An 18,237-nucleotide genomic window follows, 5' to 3' on the forward strand; every position below is an offset into this window, starting at 1 on the left:
ATCGCTGCCGTCAGAGACGTCTTGCCGTGGTCAACGTGGCCGATCGTGCCGATGTTAACGTGCGGCTTGTTGCGCTCAAACTTACTCTTTGCCATGTGGGCTCTCCACTCTTTTTAAGGTCCCCTGAGGGATCTAATTCTTGTTATCGGTCAATTGGTATTCCGGTCACTTCTGACCGGAATACTTTGCCTGGATTTCAGTTGCGACGTTCGACGGAACCGGCGCGTAGTGATCGAAGGTCATCGTGTACTGAGCACGGCCCTGCGACATGGAGCGCAGGTTATCAACGTACTTGAACATGTTCGCCAGCGGAACGTTGGCGTTGATGACAACGGCCACGCCGCGGCTTTCCTGGCCCTGGATCTGACCACGGCGGGAGTTCAGGTCACCGATGACGTCGCCGACGTAATCTTCCGGCGTTACCACTTCGACCTTCATCATCGGCTCGAGGAGCTGAGCGCCGGCCTTCTTGGCTGCTTCACGGAAGCAGGCACGTGAAGCGATTTCGAACGCCAGTACCGACGAGTCAACGTCGTGGAAAGCACCGTCAACGAGCGTCGCCTTGACGCCGAGCATCGGGAAGCCTGCGAGCGGACCGGAAGACAGAACGCTTTCGATACCCTTCTGAACGCCCGGGATGTATTCCTTCGGAACAGCACCACCGACGATCTTGGATTCGAACTTGAAATCTTCGCCATCCGGGTTCGGTTCGAAGACGATCTTGACGCGAGCGAACTGACCGGTACCACCGGACTGCTTCTTGTGCGTGTAGTCTTCTTCGTGCTGACGCGTGATGGTTTCGCGGTAGGCAACCTGCGGCGCGCCGACAGTTGCTTCAACCTTGAACTCGCGACGCATGCGGTCGACGATGATATCGAGGTGAAGTTCGCCCATGCCGGCGATGATCGTCTGGCCAGATTCCTGGTCAGTCTTCACGCGGAAGGACGGATCTTCAGCAGCCAGACGGTTGAGCGCGAGGCCCATCTTTTCCTGGTCGCCCTTGGTCTTCGGCTCGATAGCGATCTGGATAACCGGCTCCGGGAATTCCATGCGCTCGAGAACGACCGGCTTCAGCGGATCGCAGAGCGTATCGCCCGTGGTGGTTTCCTTGAGACCGGCGAGAGCAACGATGTCGCCTGCGAAGGCTTCTTCGATGTCTTCACGCGAGTTCGAGTGCATCTGCAGCATGCGGCCGACGCGCTCGCGCTTGTCCTTGACCGTGTTCATGACCGACGCGCCCTTCTCGAGCTTGCCCGAGTAGATACGGGCGAAGGTCAGCGAGCCGACGAAGGGGTCGTTCATGATCTTGAAAGCGAGCATCGAAAGCGGCTCGTTGTCATCGGCATGACGCTCGATCTCGGCTTCGGTCTTGAAGTCGATACCCTTGATCGCCGGAATGTCGAGCGGCGACGGCAGGTAGTCGACAACCGCGTCGAGAAGCGGCTGAACGCCCTTGTTCTTGAAGGCGGTGCCGCAGAACATCGGATGGAACTTCACGTCGATCGTGCCGCGGCGAACGAGCGCGCGGATCTGATCGTTGTCGGGAAGGTTGCCTTCCAGGTAGGCTTCGGTCGCGGCTTCGTCGATCTCGACAACGGTCTCGATCAGCTTTTCGCGATATTCTTCAGCCTTCGCCTTCATGTCATCGGGGATTTCGACGACGTCCCACTGGGCGCCGAGCGATTCGTCGCGCCAGACGAGAGCATTCATCTCGATCAGGTCGATAACGCCCTTGAACTCGGTTTCGGCACCGATCGGCAGCTGCATGACGACAGCCGTTGCGCCGAGACGGGTCTTGATCATCTCGACGGAGCGGTAGAAGTCTGCGCCGGTCTTGTCCATCTTGTTGCAGAAGATCATGCGCGGAACGTTGTACTTCTCAGCCTGACGCCAGACGGTTTCCGTCTGCGGCTCTACGCCTGCGTTGGCGTCGAGAAGAGCAATCGCACCGTCGAGAACGCGCAGCGAACGCTCGACTTCGATGGTGAAGTCGACGTGGCCGGGGGTGTCGATGATGTTGAAGCGGCGCATCTTGCCGTCACGGCCCTTCCAGAAGGTCGTGGTGGCGGCGGAGGTGATCGTGATGCCACGCTCCTGCTCCTGCTCCATCCAGTCCATCGTGGCTGCGCCATCGTGGACTTCACCGATCTTGTGCGACTTGCCGGTGTAATAAAGGATACGCTCGGTGGTCGTGGTCTTGCCGGCGTCGATGTGCGCCATGATACCGAAATTTCGGTAGTCTTCGATTTTATATTCGCGAGCCATTGTGGACTGCCTTTCGAACCCGTTCGGGATTACCAGCGATAATGCGAGAACGCACGGTTGGCGTCAGCCATCTTGTGCGTGTCTTCGCGCTTCTTGACCGCGGAACCACGGTTGTTGGATGCATCGAGAAGCTCGCCCGACAGTCGGTCGACCATGGTCGTTTCGTTGCGCTTGCGCGCGGCAGCAATCAGCCAGCGGATCGCCAGGGCCTGACGGCGCTCCGGACGGACATCAACCGGAACCTGGTACGTAGCACCACCCACGCGGCGCGAACGGACTTCTACGTGCGGAGCAATGTTGTCCAGAGCCTGATGGAACACGCCGAGCGGCTCCTGCTTGGACTTGCCCTGTACGGAGTCAAATGCGCCGTAGACAATGCTTTCAGCGACGGACTTCTTGCCGTCAAGCATGATTGCATTCATGAACTTGGTAACAACCAGATCGCCGAACTTCGGGTCCGGGTTGATCTCGCGCTTTTCTGCTCTGTGACGTCTGGACATACTTCTCGTCTCTTCAATTGTTAAAGGCGCTCTACCACGCGGAGGACCTCGCGCAGCGCCGGGATTTCAAAACCGAATTACTTCGGACGCTTCGCACCGTACTTCGAACGGCGCTGCTTGCGGTTCTTGACACCCTGGGTATCGAGAACGCCGCGGATGATGTGGTAACGAACGCCCGGCAAGTCCTTTACGCGGCCGCCACGGATCATGACGACAGAGTGTTCCTGCAGGTTGTGACCTTCGCCCGGAATGTAGCCAATGACTTCGAAGCCATTGGTCAGACGGATCTTGGCGACCTTACGGAGAGCCGAGTTCGGCTTCTTCGGGGTCGTCGTGTAAACGCGGGTGCAAACGCCGCGCTTCTGTGGGTTTTCCTGCAGCGCAGGAACCTTATTACGCTTTACGTTCGCCTGACGCGGCTTGCGGATAAGCTGGTTTACGGTAGGCATTCAACCATCCCTTACGTTTATATCTCAATCCCTTACGGGCGTAACTCGCGCCGTCTCCGGCAAGACCACACGCTTGTCTCAATGCGCAAAACGTGGCCCGATCCGCTTTCGCAGATGGACCACAGAGAGCAGAGGACGCAAAAGAAATGCGTCATGCGTGCAGGCAACATATCTTCAACGTGCGTTTCGAACCTTGTTTGAGGTGATCTCCGGGGCGCGTCGCCTCGAATGGCCATGCCTCACATGGGTCCGGATGGCGCGGGTACTACTGGTTTCCCGTCGTCTCGTCAAGGCCGTTAAGAAATAAACTTCGGCGGAACGCCTTGAAACCCGGCCATTGCGCGCTCTTTTGCGGCTTCTAAGCGAATTCGCCACCGGTCGCCAAGATAAACTTGAGCATTGGATCAAAAAGCAGCTATGGAATCACTGACTGCAGCCGCTAAGCGCATGAAATCAGATTCAAATCTCGAATCGAAGGACATCCGATGATTACCGCCCCCGACAACGACAACAATTCCGAAGGACCGATGGTCTTCATCATCATCGGCAAGGGCTATCAGTCCGATGACAGCGACGGCGTCGACCTCCACATCATGCTCAAGGCCGCCGATGACGACAGCGCCGTACGTGAGGCCCTGAATGCCCTCGCCGAGGAGGGCTTCATCGAGGCCGACCTCGACCAGATCGGCATGCTGACCGAAGTGCCGGAAGAGGAGCCACACGCTTCCGCCTATCAGGGCGCGGTCGACGGCGAAGTCGCGATCATCCGTTTCAGCTAAGACTCCGATGAAGCCGGATGCGCTCAAGGTGCTGATCTATGCCACCTGGCGCAACCGGCTCCTAGTTTTCGACGTGCCCCGACGTTCCGGAGCGCGAGCTTCAGGCTCCAGGCGGCACAGTGGAAACGCCCCTCACCCCTCTTACCGTTCACGACTATTGCTTTGCCAAAACGGAACCGAGGTTCGGCACCGACGGCACTACTTCCACACCCCCCTCAAGGGCGAACAATCCGCCATCTGGCTGCGTCAGGAAATGACGCCGGTCGGCGGCAGTGGTCCAATCCTCTTCCGTTTCTTCTGGCTCAAATTTCGACGACGCCCGAACGTGGCTGGGCTATGGCATGCAGCATGGACTGCCCTGCTTAGCTGAAACCTCTCACGAACCCAAAACAAAAGCCGCCCGGATCGCTCCGGGCGGCTTTCTTAATTCTGAGAACCAGACTGCCGATTATTCGGCAGCAGGTGCGCTCTCGCCTGCGAGATCCTGCAGCATCGGGGTTGCGACATCCGCACCCGTGCCCTTGCGGCGCTCTTCGAGAATCATCTCGTCGCGCGACGTGGCGATGCGACGGATCTGCGTCATCGTGCCACCAGTACCGGCCGGGATCAGGCGACCGACGATGACGTTTTCCTTCAGACCCTGCAAGCCGTCGGTCTTGCCGGCGATCGCAGCTTCCGTGAGAACCTTGGTGGTCTCCTGGAACGACGCAGCCGAGATGAACGACGGGGTCTGCAGCGACGCCTTGGTGATACCGAGCAGAACCGGATCGCCGTAAGCCGGCTTCTTGCCCTGTTCGATCAGCGCGTCGTTGACGTCTTCGAGCTCGATACGGTCAACGTTGTCGCCGACGATGTAGGTCGAGTCGCCCGCATCGGTGATTTCCACCTTCTGCAGCATCTGACGGACAATCACTTCGATGTGCTTGTCGTTGATGACAACGCCCTGGAGACGATAGACTTCCTGGATTTCGTTGACCAGGTACGAAGCCAGAGCTTCGACGCCCTTGATCGCCAGGATGTCGTGCGGAGCCGGGTTACCGTCGAGGATGTAGTCACCCTTCTCGATGTAATCGCCTTCCTGAAGGTGGAAGGGCTTGCCCTTCGGGATCAGGTATTCGACAGGCTCGACACCGTCTTCCGCCGGCTCGATGATAATGCGACGCTTGTTCTTGTAGTCGCGGCCGAGGCGGATCGTACCATCGATCTCAGCGATGATCGCGTGGTCCTTCGGACGACGAGCTTCGAACAGTTCGGCAACACGCGGCAGACCACCGGTGATGTCCTTGGTCTTGGCGCTTTCCAGCGGCGAACGCGCAAGCACGTCACCCTGGGACACCTTCTGACCGGGCTCGACCGACAGGATCGCATCGACCGACAGCTGGAAGCGTGCATCTGCACCGCGCGGCAGCTTAACGACGTTGCCGCTGGCATCAAGGATGACGATCGCCGGCTTGAGGTCCGAACCGCGCGGGGTCGAACGCCAGTCGATGACCTGACGCTTGGTGATGCCCGTGGATTCGTCGGTCGCTTCGAGAACCGAGAGACCGTCGACAACGTCTTCGAACTGAACGGTACCGGCCACTTCCGTCATCATCGGACGGGTGTAGGGGTCCCACTCTGCCAGACGCTGACCGCGCTTGACCTTGTCGCCCTCGTCGACGTGCAGCTTCGAACCGTAAGCAACGCGCTGAGAGGAGCGCTCGACACCACGCTCATCCAGGATCTGGACGGTCATGTTGCGGCCCATCGCGACCAGGACGTTCTCCGAGTTGCGCAGAACGTTGCGGTTCTTGAGCTGAATCGTACCTTCGTACGAGGCTTCCAAGAACGACTGGTCGACCACGTTTGCCGTGCCACCAAGGTGGAACGTACGCATGGTGAGCTGCGTGCCTGGCTCGCCGATCGACTGAGCCGCGATAACGCCAACTGCTTCGCCCATGTTGACGGGCGTACCGCGTGCAAGGTCGCGACCGTAGCAAACCGAGCAAACACCGGTCTGCACTTCGCAGGTCAGGGCCGAACGGATGCGGATCGACTGGATACCAGCCTTTTCGATCTCGATGACGTCGGGCTCGAGGATCATCTTGCCGGCGTCGACAAGACGCTCGCCGGTAACCGGATGATCGATATCATCCAGGGCCGTACGACCGAGGATACGCGCGCCGAGCGAGGCAACGACCTGACCGGCATCGACGATGGCGGTCATGGTGAGGCCCTTGTCGGTACCGCAATCCACGAGGTTGACGATGCAATCCTGCGCGACGTCGACGAGACGACGGGTCAGGTAACCGGAGTTAGCCGTCTTAAGCGCGGTGTCTGCCAGACCCTTACGGGCACCGTGCGTCGAGTTGAAGTACTCGTTGACGGTCAGACCTTCCTTGAAGTTCGACGTGATCGGCGTTTCGATAATTTCACCCGACGGCTTGGCCATGAGGCCGCGCATGCCGCCCAGCTGACGCATCTGGTTCGGTGAACCACGGGCACCCGAGTGCGACATCATGTAGATGGCGTTCATCGGCTTCTGACGACCGGTGTTCGGATCGAACTCGACAGCCTTAATGCGGGCCATCATGTCTTCAGCGACCTTTTCGGTTGCCTTGCCCCAGGCGTCAACGACCTTGTTGTACTTCTCGCCCTGAGTGATCAGGCCGTCGTTGTACTGCTGCTCGTATTCCTTGACCAGGTTTTCGGTGTCGCCAACGATCTTTGCCTTGGTTTCCGGAATGACCATGTCATCCTTGCCGAACGAAATGCCGGCGCGGCAGGCATGGCTGAAGCCAAGCTGCATGATGCGGTCGCAGAAAATGACCGTGTCCTTCTGGCCGCAATGGCGGTAGACCGTGTCGATCATCTTGGAGATGTTCTTCTTGGTCATTTCCTGGTTGCAGACGTCGAAGGTCACCTTGCCGTTCTTCGGCAGGAGTTCGCCGATGAGCAGGCGGCCAGGAGTCGTTTCGTAAATCTTAGAGTACGGCTTGCCGTCCTCGTCGATCGACTTGAAGCGACCGCGGATCTTGGTGTGCAGCGTAACGGTTTTGGTTTCTAGCGCATGATGCAGTTCGCCGAGGTCGGAGAAGGCCATACCTTCGCCCGGCTCGTTCTGATTCATGATCGCGAGGTAGTACAGGCCGAGAACCATGTCCTGCGACGGAACGATGATCGGTGCACCGTTTGCAGGGTGCAGGATGTTGTTCGTCGACATCATCAGAACGCGGGCTTCAAGCTGGGCTTCGAGCGACAGCGGCACGTGAACGGCCATCTGGTCACCGTCGAAGTCGGCATTGAAGGCCGTGCAGACGAGCGGATGCAACTGGATCGCCTTGCCTTCGACCAGGATCGGTTCGAAGGCCTGGATGCCCAGGCGGTGCAACGTCGGTGCGCGGTTCAGGAGAACCGGATGCTCGCGAATGACCTCGTCCAGGATATCCCAAACTTCCGGCTTTTCCTTTTCAACCAGCTTCTTGGCCTGCTTGACGGTCGAGGAGTAACCCTTGGCGTCGAGGCGGGCGTAGATGAACGGCTTGAACAGTTCGAGCGCCATCTTCTTCGGAAGACCGCACTGGTGCAGCTTCAGTTCCGGACCTGTCACGATGACCGAACGACCGGAATAGTCGACGCGCTTGCCGAGCAGGTTCTGACGGAAGCGGCCCTGCTTGCCCTTCAGCATGTCGGACAGCGACTTCAGCGGACGCTTGTTGGCGCCGGTGATGACGCGGCCGCGACGGCCGTTATCGAACAGCGCATCTACAGATTCCTGCAGCATGCGCTTTTCGTTGCGGATGATGATACCCGGAGCGCGCAGTTCAATCAGGCGCTTCAGACGGTTGTTGCGGTTGATGACGCGACGATAGAGATCGTTCAGGTCCGACGTTGCGAAACGGCCGCCATCGAGCGGAACCAGCGGACGCAGGTCCGGCGGGATGACCGGAACGACCTTCATGATCATCCATTCCGGACGGTTGCCGGACTCCATGAAGTTCTCAACGATCTTCAGGCGCTTCATCAGCTTCTTCTGCTTGAGGTCCGACGTTGTGTCGGCAAGCTCGGAGCGCAGATCGCCAGCGATCTTCTCGAGGTTCATCGATGCCAGCATCTCGTAGATGGCTTCAGCACCGATCATGGCGGTGAACTGGTCTTCGCCGTATTCGTCGACGGCCAGCATGTACTCTTCTTCCGAGAGGAGCTGGTGCTCCTTCAAGGCGGTGAGGCCCGGCTCGGTGACGATGTAGTTTTCGAAGTAGAGAACGCGCTCGACATCCTTCAGCGTCATGTCGAGCAGCGTCGAAATACGGCTCGGCAGCGACTTCAGGAACCAGATGTGGGCAACGGGAGCTGCGAGCTCGATGTGGCCCATGCGCTCACGGCGAACGCGCGACAGCGTGACTTCGACGCCGCACTTTTCGCAGATGATGCCCTTGTACTTCATGCGCTTGTACTTACCGCACAGGCACTCGTAGTCCTTGATGGGTCCGAAGATACGCGCGCAGAAGAGACCGTCGCGTTCCGGCTTGAACGTACGGTAGTTGATGGTTTCCGGCTTCTTGATCTCACCGTAAGACCAGGAAAGAATCTTCTCCGGAGAAGCAATCGAAATCCGGATGGAATCGAAGTTCTGTGCAGGCACCTGCGGATTGAAAAGATTCATGACCTCTTGGTTCATGCCTGTCTCCTTCATGGGCGAATGCGCCCTTATCTTGCATGGACGGCGGCAAATCCCGGGAGCCGCGCCAACGCTCAAAACGACAATAACCGCAGAATGCGGCGAAATCGTCCCTGCCCGGCCGACACATACGGGGCCAGAGCGGGAACGGTGTGCGCTGCATGACAGCGCACACCCTATCGGTGGTTACTCGGCAGCGTCCGGCAACTGGCTGGCCTGCTGCTCCTCGACCTTCGAATTCTCGAGTTCGACGGAGAGACCCAGCGAGCGCATTTCCTTGACGAGAACGTTGAAGCTTTCCGGAATACCGGCTTCGAACGTATCGTCGCCACGGACGATGGCTTCGTAGACCTTGGTGCGGCCGGCGACGTCGTCCGACTTGACCGTAAGCATTTCCTGCAGCGTGTAGGCCGCACCGTATGCTTCCAGAGCCCAGACTTCCATTTCGCCGAAGCGCTGACCGCCGAACTGCGCCTTGCCGCCCAGCGGCTGCTGGGTAACGAGCGAATAAGGACCGATCGAACGAGCGTGGATCTTGTCGTCAACCAAGTGGTTCAGCTTCAGCATGTAGATGTAGCCAACCGTGACCTGGCGGTCGAACTGCTCGCCGGTACGGCCATCGTACAGGGTCGACTGACCGCTTTCCTTGAGCCCAGCCAGAGCCAACATCGCGTTGACGTCACCTTCATGCGCACCGTCGAAGACCGGCGTTGCAATCGAAACGCCGCGCTTCCACTGGTCAGCCAGACGCAGGACCGAGTCATCGTCGAAGTCCTTGACCTGTTCGGCCTTCGGACCGTCGCCGACAACGTCGCCGATCGTCTTGCGCAGAGGCTCGATGTTGCCGCTCGCCCTGTAGGCTTCCAGCATGTCGCCGATCTGGCGGCCCATGCCGGCGCAAGCCCAGCCGAGATGCGTCTCGAGGATCTGACCGACGTTCATGCGCGAAGGCACGCCCAGCGGGTTCAGAACGACGTCGACATGCGTACCATCTTCCAGGAACGGCATATCTTCGACTGGAACGATGCGCGACACGACACCCTTGTTGCCGTGACGGCCGGCCATCTTGTCGCCTGGCTGGATCTTGCGCTTAACAGCAACAAAGACCTTGACCATCTTCATGACGCCCGGAGGCATTTCGTCGCCGCGCTGGACCTTCTCGACCTTGTCCATGAAGCGCTGTTCAAGGCGCGACTTGGATTCGTCGTACTGGCCGCGGAGCGCTTCGAGTTCGCCCTGGACCTTTTCGTCTTCGACGGCAAACATCCACCACTGCGAGCGGGGATATTCGGAAACGACGTTGTTCGCCAGTTCCGTGCCCTTCTTGAAGCCCTTCGGGCCGGCAATCGCGACCTGGCCGCGCAGCATGTCGACCAGACGGCCGTAGACGTTACGGTCGAGGATCGCTTGCTCGTCGTCGCGGTCCTTTGCAAGACGCTCGATCTCTTCGCGCTCGATAGCCATCGCGCGCTCGTCCTTCTCAACGCCGTGGCGATTGAAGACGCGCACTTCGACGATCGTGCCGTAGGTGCCCGGAGGCATGCGCATCGACGTGTCGCGGACGTCGGAAGCCTTTTCACCGAAGATGGCGCGCAGGAGCTTTTCTTCCGGCGTCATCGGGCTTTCGCCCTTCGGCGTGATCTTGCCGACGAGGATATCGCCCGGCTGAACTTCGGCACCGATGTAGACGATACCAGCTTCGTCGAGGTTCTTCAGCGCTTCTTCCGAAACGTTCGGAATGTCGCGCGTGATTTCTTCCGGACCAAGCTTGGTGTCACGGGCCATCACTTCGAACTCTTCGATGTGGATGGAGGTGAACACGTCGTCAGCAACGATACGCTCGGAGAGCAGGATCGAGTCTTCGTAGTTGTAACCGTTCCACGGCATGAACGCGACGAGCGCGTTGCGGCCGAGTGCGAGATCGCCCAGATCCGTCGACGGGCCATCGGCGAGGATGTCGCCGCGGTTGACAACGTCACCGACGGTGACCAGCGGACGCTGGTTGACGCAGGTGTTCTGGTTCGAACGCTGGAACTTCTGCAGGCGGTAGATATCGACGCCGGACTTGCCAGCTTCGAGGTCTTCCGTCGCACGGATAACGATACGTGTCGCGTCGACCTGGTCGACTACGCCGCCGCGGCGGGCGCCGATAGCAGCACCGGAGTCGCGAGCGACGACCGGCTCCATGCCGGTGCCAACGAACGGAGCTTCAGCGCGTAGCAACGGAACGGCCTGACGCTGCATGTTCGAGCCCATGAGAGCGCGGTTGGCGTCGTCGTTTTCCAGGAACGGGATGAGCGCCGCAGCGACCGAAACGACCTGCTTCGGCGAAACGTCCATCAGGTTCATGCTGTCGCGCGGAGCGAGCATAACTTCGCCAGCGTGACGGCAAACGACGAATTCGTCGGTGAAGGAACCGTCGGCGCCGAGCTCGGCGTTCGCCTGTGCAACGTAGTACTTCGCCTCTTCCATAGCGGAGAGGTAGAGAACGTCGTTCGTCACCTTGCCATCAACGATGCGCCGATACGGACTTTCGATGAAACCGTACTTGTTGACGCGCGCGAAGGTCGCAAGCGAGTTGATCAGACCGATGTTCGGGCCTTCCGGCGTTTCGATCGGGCAAATACGGCCGTAGTGGGTCGGGTGAACGTCGCGGACTTCGAAGCCTGCGCGCTCGCGGGTAAGACCGCCCGGGCCAAGAGCCGAGAGACGGCGCTTGTGGGTGATTTCGGAAAGCGGGTTCACCTGGTCCATGAACTGCGACAGCTGCGACGAGCCGAAGAATTCACGGACGGCAGCGGCTGCCGGCTTCGCGTTGATCAGATCCTGCGGCATGACCGTGTCGATTTCGATCGAGGACATACGTTCCTTGATCGCGCGCTCCATGCGGAGCAGGCCGAGACGGTACTGGTTTTCCATCAGCTCGCCGACGGAGCGAACGCGGCGGTTACCCAGGTTGTCGATGTCATCGATCTCGCCCTTGCCGTCGCGCAGTTCAACCAGCATCTTGACCACGGCTAGGATGTCGTCCTTGCGCAGGATGCGGACAGTGTCTTCGACGCTGAGGTCGAGACGCATGTTCATCTTGACGCGGCCAACGGCGGAGAGATCGTAACGCTCCGCATCGAAGAACAGCGAGTTGAACATGGCTTCGGCCGAGTCCATGGTCGGCGGTTCGCCCGGACGCATGACGCGGTAGATGTCGAACAGAGCGTCCTGACGGTTCTCGTTCTTGTCGGCGTTCAGCGTGTTGCGGATGTAGGCGCCGACATTGATGTGGTCGATGCCGAGAACCGGGATCTCTTCGAAGCCGTGCGACAGGATGACAGCGAGCGTCTTCTCGTCGATTTCATCGCCGGCCTCGAGGTAGATTTCACCCGTCGAGTAGTTGACGATGTCTTCGGCGAGGTAGTTGCCGTACAGGTCTTCGTCGGCTGCCTTCAGAGCCTTGAGGCCCTTGTCGGCGAGCTGGCGGAGCAGACGCGGGGTCAGCTTCTTGCCGGCTTCGACAACGACTTCGCCGGTGTCGGCGTCGACCATTTCGGTAATCGCCTTGGCACCCTTGAGGGTCTCCGGCGTAAACGGAATACGCCAGCCCTTGCCGTCGCGCTTATAGTCGGACTTCGTGTAGAAGGTCGACAGAATCTCTTCGCCGTCCATGCCGAGCGCCATCAGCAGCGAGGTCACAGGGATCTTGCGGCGCCGGTCGATACGGGCGTAAACGATGTCCTTGGCGTCGAACTCGATGTCGAGCCAGGAACCGCGATACGGGATAACACGAGCGGCAAACAGCAGCTTGCCGGACGAGTGGCTCTTGCCCTTGTCGTGATCGAAGAAGACGCCCGGCGAACGGTGCATCTGGGACACGATAACGCGCTCGGTGCCGTTGACGATGAACGTACCGTTGTTGGTCATGAGCGGCATGTCGCCCATGTAGACGGACTGTTCCTTGATGTCCTTGATGGACTTCGCGCCGGTATCCTCGTCGATATCGAACACGATCAGACGGAGAGTAACCTTCAGCGGCGCGGCGTAGGTCAGGTCGCGCTGGCGGCATTCGTCGACGTCGAACTTCGGCAGCTCGAATTCGTAGGACACGAATTCCAGCATAGAAGCGCCGGAGAAATCCGTGATCGGGAAAACGGACTTGAAGACAGCCTGAAGGCCCTCGTCAGGGCGACCGCCCTTGGGCTCTTCAACCATCAGGAATTGATCATACGATGCCTTCTGAACCTCGATGAGGTTCGGCATTTCTGCGACTTCTGGGATCTTACCGAAAAACTTGCGTACGCGCCTACGACCATTGAACGAAAGGGTCTGAGCCATCGTCGCTCCTTCAAAATTGCATCCGGGCCTGCAACGGACGGGAACCGATGGCCAGTCGACCCCGTCAATCATGAGTAATTCAATCTCGTCTCACTTCCCAAAATCACGAGGCCGGATTGCCTTCGCGTCTCGGTTCGAGACCATCCTCTTGAAGAACCCATTACCCAAAAGCCGTTTTCACGCGGCTTTTGGGTAATTTGTTCTACAAAACGGCAAATGGGAGGCGGGAAACCCCACCTCCCAGATGCAGTCGAAGATTACTTAACGTCGGCCTTAGCGCCGGCGTCTTCAAGCTTCTTCTTGATGTCAGCGGCTTCAGCCTTGGAAACGCCTTCCTTGACAGCCTTCGGAGCGGCCTCAACGAGGTCCTTAGCTTCCTTCAGGCCGAGACCGGTGATGGCGCGGACTTCCTTGATGACGTTGATCTTGTTAGCGCCGGCGTCAGCCAGGATAACGTCGAACTCGGTCTTTTCTTCTTCAGCAGCAGCAGCAGCGCCTGCACCGCCAGCAACGGCAGCAACAGCTACCGGAGCAGCAGCGGAAACGCCCCACTTTTCTTCGAGAAGCTTGGAAAGCTCTGCTGCTTCCAAAACGGTCAGCGAGGAGAGGTCGTCTACGATCTTTGCGAGATCAGCCATGTTATCAGTTCCTTTTGTTCGGTTCGAACCGGTTGTTTATAAACAGCAAAAAACCGCCTTATGCGGCTTCGTCCTTCTTGGCGTAAGCCGAAAACACGCGAGCAAGCTGGCTTGCCGGTGCTGCAACAACGCCTGCGATGCGGGTAGCCGGTGTCTGGATCATGCCCAGCAGCTTCGCGCGCAGTTCGTCCAACGAAGGCAGGGTCGCAAGCGACTTGACTGCGTCAGCGTTGAGCGTCGTTGTTCCCATGGCGCCGCCCAAAACAACGATCTTATCGTTGGTCTTGGCGAAATCCACGACGACTTTCGGAGCGGTGATCGGGTCATTGCTGTATGCAATGAGCGTCTGACCGGTGAAGAGACCAGAGATCCCTTCCGCTTCCGTACCCTGAAGGGCGATTTTGGCCAGGCGGTTCTTCGCGACTTTGACGGTACCGCCAGCTGCGCGCATCTTGGAACGGAAGTCGTTCATCTGCGCGACTGTAGCACCAGCATAGTGGGCCACGACAACCGAGCCCGAAGCCTTGAAGACTTCGTTCAGTTCCGTGACGAATTCGCGTTTTTCCGCTCTTTCCACTGCCTATCTCCAGTTGACAGGACCTTTTGACGGGGCCTGCCGGGTTGCCTTTGCCTCCTGGGATCAGAAGCGATCCCAAGCGACGCTTGAGGATCCTGTCCCCTCGCGCTTCGCGCCAAAGAAAGGCCGAAGGCACAAGGCATCCAAGGCTCGAACCAAATTCCTAGAAGCAAAACTTCATGCAATTCGGGTCTTACCCGTCTCATGCAGGCCAAGTGATTAAGGGAAAACCACCTGCAATCTCGGACAGGATTCCGGATTTCTCCGGAATATTCCGGCCCCTTGCGAGGCCGGAATTCTTGAACCGGGCCGAAGCCCGGCGAATTTATTAAGCGGCCGGGGCCGTAACGGACGACGGGTCGATCTTGACGCCCGGGCCCATGGTCGAAGAGATCGCTACGCGCTTGACGTAGTTGCCCTTGGCGCCAGTCGGCTTTGCCTTGATGACGGCGTCAGCGAAGGCGCGGATGTTTTCTTCCAGAGCTTTTGCATCGAAGGATGCCTTGCCGATGCCAGCGTGGACGATACCAGCCTTTTCGACGCGGAACTCGACAGCGCCGCCCTTGGAAGCCTTGACGGCACCAGCAACGTCCATCGTAACCGTACCAACCTTCGGGTTCGGCATCATGCCACGCGGGCCAAGAACCTTACCGAGGCGGCCGACGAGCGGCATCATGTCCGGGGTGGCGATGCAGCGATCGAAATCGATCTTGCCGCCCTGGACGATTTCGACGAGTTCTTCAGCGCCGACGATATCTGCGCCAGCTGCCTTGGCTTCGTCAGCCTTGACACCACGAGCGAAGACAGCAACGCGAACGTCGCGGCCGGTGCCGTTCGGCAGGTTGACAACGCCGCGGACCATCTGGTCTGCGTGACGCGGATCAACGCCGAGGTTCATGGCGACTTCGATGGTTTCATCGAACTTCGCGACAGCACGTTCCTTGACCATGCCGATAGCAAGGTTCAGAGCGTAGAGCTTTGTGGGATCAACACCTTCGTTGATCTTTTTTGTGCGCTTGCCAGCCATGGTCTTATCCTACCACTTCCAGGCCCATGGCGCGGGCAGAGCCCTCGATCATCGCCATTGCACCTTCGATATCCGCTGCGTTCAGATCCTTCATCTTGGCTTCTGCGATCGTCTTGATCTGAGCCTTGGTGAGCTTGCCGGCGACGGCGCCCTTGCCAGGCGTCTTCGAACCGGACGTGATCTTCGCTTCCTTCTTCAGCCAGTAGCTAACCGGCGGCTGCTTCATGGCGAAGGTGAAGGACTTGTCCTGGTAATAGGTGATGACGACCGGGATCGGCATACCCTTTTCCATTTCCTGCGTGGCGGCATTGAACGCCTTGCAGAATTCCATGATGTTAATGCCACGCTGACCAAGCGCCGGGCCGATTGGCGGGGACGGGTTTGCCGATCCTGCCTTGACCTGAAGCTTGAGCTGGCCTGCAACTTTCTTAGCCATATCTCTCTGCCTTTCATTGGTGACCGGTTTCCCGGCCAGTGATGCCGGATTTCTCCGGCGGCTGCGGTTGCGTGGTGCGGATCACAGGTCCGGCTAAGACCCCTCACCTTCCACGCGGTTTGCGGCTTCCGCCGCAAGGAAATAAGTCAGTGGTGACTTACTTCCGAGCTCAGACCTTCTCGACCTGAGCGTATTCCAGTTCAACCGGCGTAGCGCGGCCGAAGATAGACACTTCGACCTTTAGGCGCGAACGTTCCTCGTCCACATCCTGCACCGTGCCGTTAAACGAAGCGAACGGGCCGTCGGAAACGCGAACCTGCTCGCCGATTTCGAAGGTAACGGATGCTTTCGGCCGCTCGACGCCTTCCTGAACCTGACCGAGAATACGCTCGGCTTCATGGTCCGGAATCGGAACAGGCTTATTGTCCGAGCCGAGGAAACCAGTGACCTTCGGCGTGTTCTTGATCAGGTGGTAAGCTTCATCCGTGAGATTGGCACGAACAAGAACGTAACCCGGGAAGAACTTGCGCTCGGAATCGACCTTGCGGCCGCGACGCACTTCAACCACCTTCTCAGTCGGGACGAGAATCCTTTCGAACAAATGCTCGAGACCCTTCTGGCGAGCCTTATTCTCGATGTCTTCCGCGACCTTCTTCTCAAAATTCGAATACGCGTGGACGATGTACCAACGTGCCGCCATGTTACTACTCCACCCGATCAATTGCCGACATTAAGCACGAAGCTCAACAGCCAGCCAATCAGCTGGTCAGCGGCAAAAAAGAACAGCGCGGCAAAGATCACCATTACAAGCACCATGACCGTCGAGATCATCGTCTCGCGGCGCGACGGCCAGGTAACTTTCGACGTCTCGGAGCGAACCTGCTGTAGAAACGTAAACGGATTAGATTTGGATGCCATCGACTGCCCACGCAATTACGGCGCGTAAAGCTGAACATATCAGCCCCACGCACCGCGTGTCTGTTGAACCCTACATAAACACCGATTCCCAATTGCACAAGAGGGAAACCGAAGTTTAGCGAACTTAGCCATACGTCGCCTTTCCGTCCGAGCGGCTACGAAATGTCCGCGCTACTCGTCAAAGAAAGATGGCAGGGGCAGAGGGGCTCGAACCCACGACCTGCGGTTTTGGAGACCGCCGCTCTACCAACTGAGCTATACCCCTTTACGCTTTACATTCAGCTTCTTGACCGACCGGCCCGCGAAGCACAACTGCAAGCATGGCGCTCCCTTTAAGGCGAGAGCGCAGGATTGGCAAGTGCGTTTTTCGATTTTTCCAATCCTGCATCACCGGCAAGGCTTGTGATCAGACCTTCACGTATTTGCGCCAGTCGTGCTCTTCCTTGAAGCCAAGTACTTCGCGGATCTTTCGGTTGGAGAGCAGGCCTTCATATTCGCCGATCGCGCGCGTGAACGGCACATCAGGATAGAATCGCTTGGCGAGTTCCTTCGACGGGGTATTGGCCGAAACGGTGTCGTTCGCCGCGTTGAACACCTGATAGCCGAGCCCGTCCTTCTCGATGCAGAGATGGCAAATCTGCCCCAGGTCGCGGGCATCGATATAGCTCCAGGCGATTCGCTTGCGCATCTCCGGATTGGCAAAGTAGGTCGGAAACCGTTCGTACTCGTGTGGCTCGATAACGTTGCCAATGCGCAAGGCGTAAATGTCGAAACCAGAGCGCTCCGCAAAGGCACGGGCCGTCTTCTCATTCACCACTTTGGAGAGGCCGTAGGAATCCATCGGGTTGACGTCGTAGTCCTCCTCCAATGGAAACTGGTGGAAGTCACGGTGACCTTCGGCAAAACAGACGCCGTAGGTCGTCTCGCTGGAAGCGACGATGATCTTCCGGACGCCGAGCTTCACCGCCGCCTCGATGACATTATAGGTGCCCATCGTGTTGATGCGGAAGGTCTCGTTGTCGGGCTTGATGAGGATGCGCGGGATCGCTGCGAAATGCACGACGGCATCAAATGGCTGGACGCCCCTGCCCGCATCGAGATCAGGAAAGTCCCGATGCATAGAAAGCGCATTGAAGATCTGGCCGCTGTCGGTGATGTCGGCGATCAGATTGGTCACGCCGGGGCTATCAAGCGGCATCAGGTCGACGTTGTGAACCTCATAACCTGCGTTGACCAACCACGGCACCGCATGACGCCCTGCCTTGCCCGAACCGCCAGTGAAGAGAATGCGCTTTTTCATCATGTCCTCCAGTATGAAATCGGAAGGATAGATAAAGCCTTTGCACCCAAGCGCAAGGCCCGTGCCTCCATCCGATTGCCACCGGACGGCGATGCTAGGGTGGACAAAGAAAAGCCCCGCTGTTTCCAGCGGGGCCTCTTAAATCCGGATAATCCGAAGCTTACTCGACGATCGAGGCGACGATGCCGGCGCCGACGGTACGGCCGCCTTCGCGGATCGCGAAGCGCAGCTTTTCTTCCATCGCGATCGGAACGATCAGCTCGACGTCAACCGTGACGTTGTCGCCAGGCATAACCATTTCCGTGCCTTCCGGAAGCGTCACGATGCCGGTCACGTCCGTCGTGCGGAAGTAGAACTGCGGA

At 58.6% G+C, this 18,237-nt stretch carries 14 protein-coding genes, 1 tRNA gene and 1 pseudogene; 1 reads left to right on the top strand and 15 read right to left on the bottom strand.

Features of this window, described 5'->3' with window-relative positions; translation table 11 throughout:
* From FHT77_RS30860 to rpsL, 4 genes are all read right to left on the bottom strand, one after another.
* On the bottom strand, nt 1-95 hold a 95-nt coding region (locus FHT77_RS30860), incomplete at its 3' end, for a GTP-binding protein (protein WP_018010120.1).
* A gap of 70 nt (nt 96-165) precedes the next feature.
* Nucleotides 166-2,265 carry an elongation factor G gene (gene fusA / locus FHT77_RS30865; RefSeq protein ID WP_114712282.1) on the bottom strand — a complete coding sequence of 700 codons (2,100 nt, stop codon included), beginning with the start codon at nt 2,263-2,265 and terminating at the stop codon, nt 166-168.
* Nucleotides 2,266-2,294: 29 nt separating this feature from the next.
* The gene (gene rpsG, locus FHT77_RS30870) at nt 2,295-2,765 is read right to left on the bottom strand and encodes a 30S ribosomal protein S7 (RefSeq protein WP_016553547.1); all 471 of its coding nucleotides are present in this window, start codon (nt 2,763-2,765) and stop codon (nt 2,295-2,297) included.
* Nucleotides 2,766-2,842: 77 nt separating this feature from the next.
* Nucleotides 2,843-3,214 (bottom strand): 30S ribosomal protein S12, encoded by a 372-nt coding sequence (rpsL, locus tag FHT77_RS30875; protein WP_003547537.1) that lies wholly within the window; start codon nt 3,212-3,214, stop codon nt 2,843-2,845.
* Nucleotides 3,215-3,699: 485 nt separating this feature from the next.
* Between rpsL and FHT77_RS30880 the strand changes: the two genes are divergently transcribed.
* Nucleotides 3,700-3,993: a hypothetical protein gene (locus FHT77_RS30880; RefSeq protein ID WP_007792012.1), complete on the top strand. Its 294-nt coding sequence runs from the start codon at nt 3,700-3,702 to the stop codon at nt 3,991-3,993.
* 448 nt (nt 3,994-4,441) lie between these two features.
* On the opposite strand, the gene rpoC is transcribed toward FHT77_RS30880, so the two are convergent.
* The 11 genes and pseudogenes from rpoC to tuf form a co-directional block, all read right to left on the bottom strand.
* Nucleotides 4,442-8,653: a DNA-directed RNA polymerase subunit beta' gene (gene rpoC / locus FHT77_RS30885; protein ID WP_016553545.1), complete on the bottom strand. Its 4,212-nt coding sequence runs from the start codon at nt 8,651-8,653 to the stop codon at nt 4,442-4,444.
* Nucleotides 8,654-8,839: 186 nt separating this feature from the next.
* Nucleotides 8,840-12,979, bottom strand: coding sequence for a DNA-directed RNA polymerase subunit beta (gene rpoB / locus FHT77_RS30890; RefSeq protein ID WP_183759278.1), 4,140 nt, complete (start codon nt 12,977-12,979; stop codon nt 8,840-8,842).
* A 257-nt stretch (nt 12,980-13,236) separates the two neighbouring features.
* Nucleotides 13,237-13,617 carry a 50S ribosomal protein L7/L12 gene (gene rplL, locus FHT77_RS30895; RefSeq protein WP_183759279.1) on the bottom strand — a complete coding sequence of 127 codons (381 nt, stop codon included), beginning with the start codon at nt 13,615-13,617 and terminating at the stop codon, nt 13,237-13,239.
* 58 nt (nt 13,618-13,675) lie between these two features.
* Nucleotides 13,676-14,194: a 50S ribosomal protein L10 gene (rplJ, locus tag FHT77_RS30900; protein ID WP_016553543.1), complete on the bottom strand. Its 519-nt coding sequence runs from the start codon at nt 14,192-14,194 to the stop codon at nt 13,676-13,678.
* 328 nt (nt 14,195-14,522) lie between these two features.
* Entirely contained in the window at nt 14,523-15,221 is a 699-nt protein-coding gene (rplA, locus tag FHT77_RS30905) for a 50S ribosomal protein L1 (RefSeq protein ID WP_183759280.1), read from the bottom strand.
* 4 nt (nt 15,222-15,225) lie between these two features.
* Nucleotides 15,226-15,657 carry a 50S ribosomal protein L11 gene (gene rplK / locus FHT77_RS30910; protein WP_113363767.1) on the bottom strand — a complete coding sequence of 144 codons (432 nt, stop codon included), beginning with the start codon at nt 15,655-15,657 and terminating at the stop codon, nt 15,226-15,228.
* Nucleotides 15,658-15,826: 169 nt separating this feature from the next.
* The gene (nusG, locus tag FHT77_RS30915) at nt 15,827-16,357 is read right to left on the bottom strand and encodes a transcription termination/antitermination protein NusG (protein ID WP_016553540.1); all 531 of its coding nucleotides are present in this window, start codon (nt 16,355-16,357) and stop codon (nt 15,827-15,829) included.
* A 17-nt stretch (nt 16,358-16,374) separates the two neighbouring features.
* Entirely contained in the window at nt 16,375-16,575 is a 201-nt protein-coding gene (gene secE / locus FHT77_RS30920; protein ID WP_007531587.1) for a preprotein translocase subunit SecE, read from the bottom strand.
* A gap of 189 nt (nt 16,576-16,764) precedes the next feature.
* Nucleotides 16,765-16,840 (bottom strand) — tRNA-Trp (locus FHT77_RS30925).
* 141 nt (nt 16,841-16,981) lie between these two features.
* Complete coding sequence (locus tag FHT77_RS30930) at nt 16,982-17,875, bottom strand: NAD(P)-dependent oxidoreductase (protein WP_183759281.1); 894 nt, start codon at nt 17,873-17,875, stop codon at nt 16,982-16,984.
* 160 nt (nt 17,876-18,035) lie between these two features.
* A pseudogene (gene tuf / locus FHT77_RS30935) lies at nt 18,036-18,237 on the bottom strand (elongation factor Tu); the annotation flags it as partial.

It is taken from the genome of Rhizobium sp. BK181 (assembly GCF_014193305.1).
In the GTDB taxonomy this organism is placed as follows: domain Bacteria; phylum Pseudomonadota; class Alphaproteobacteria; order Rhizobiales; family Rhizobiaceae; genus Rhizobium.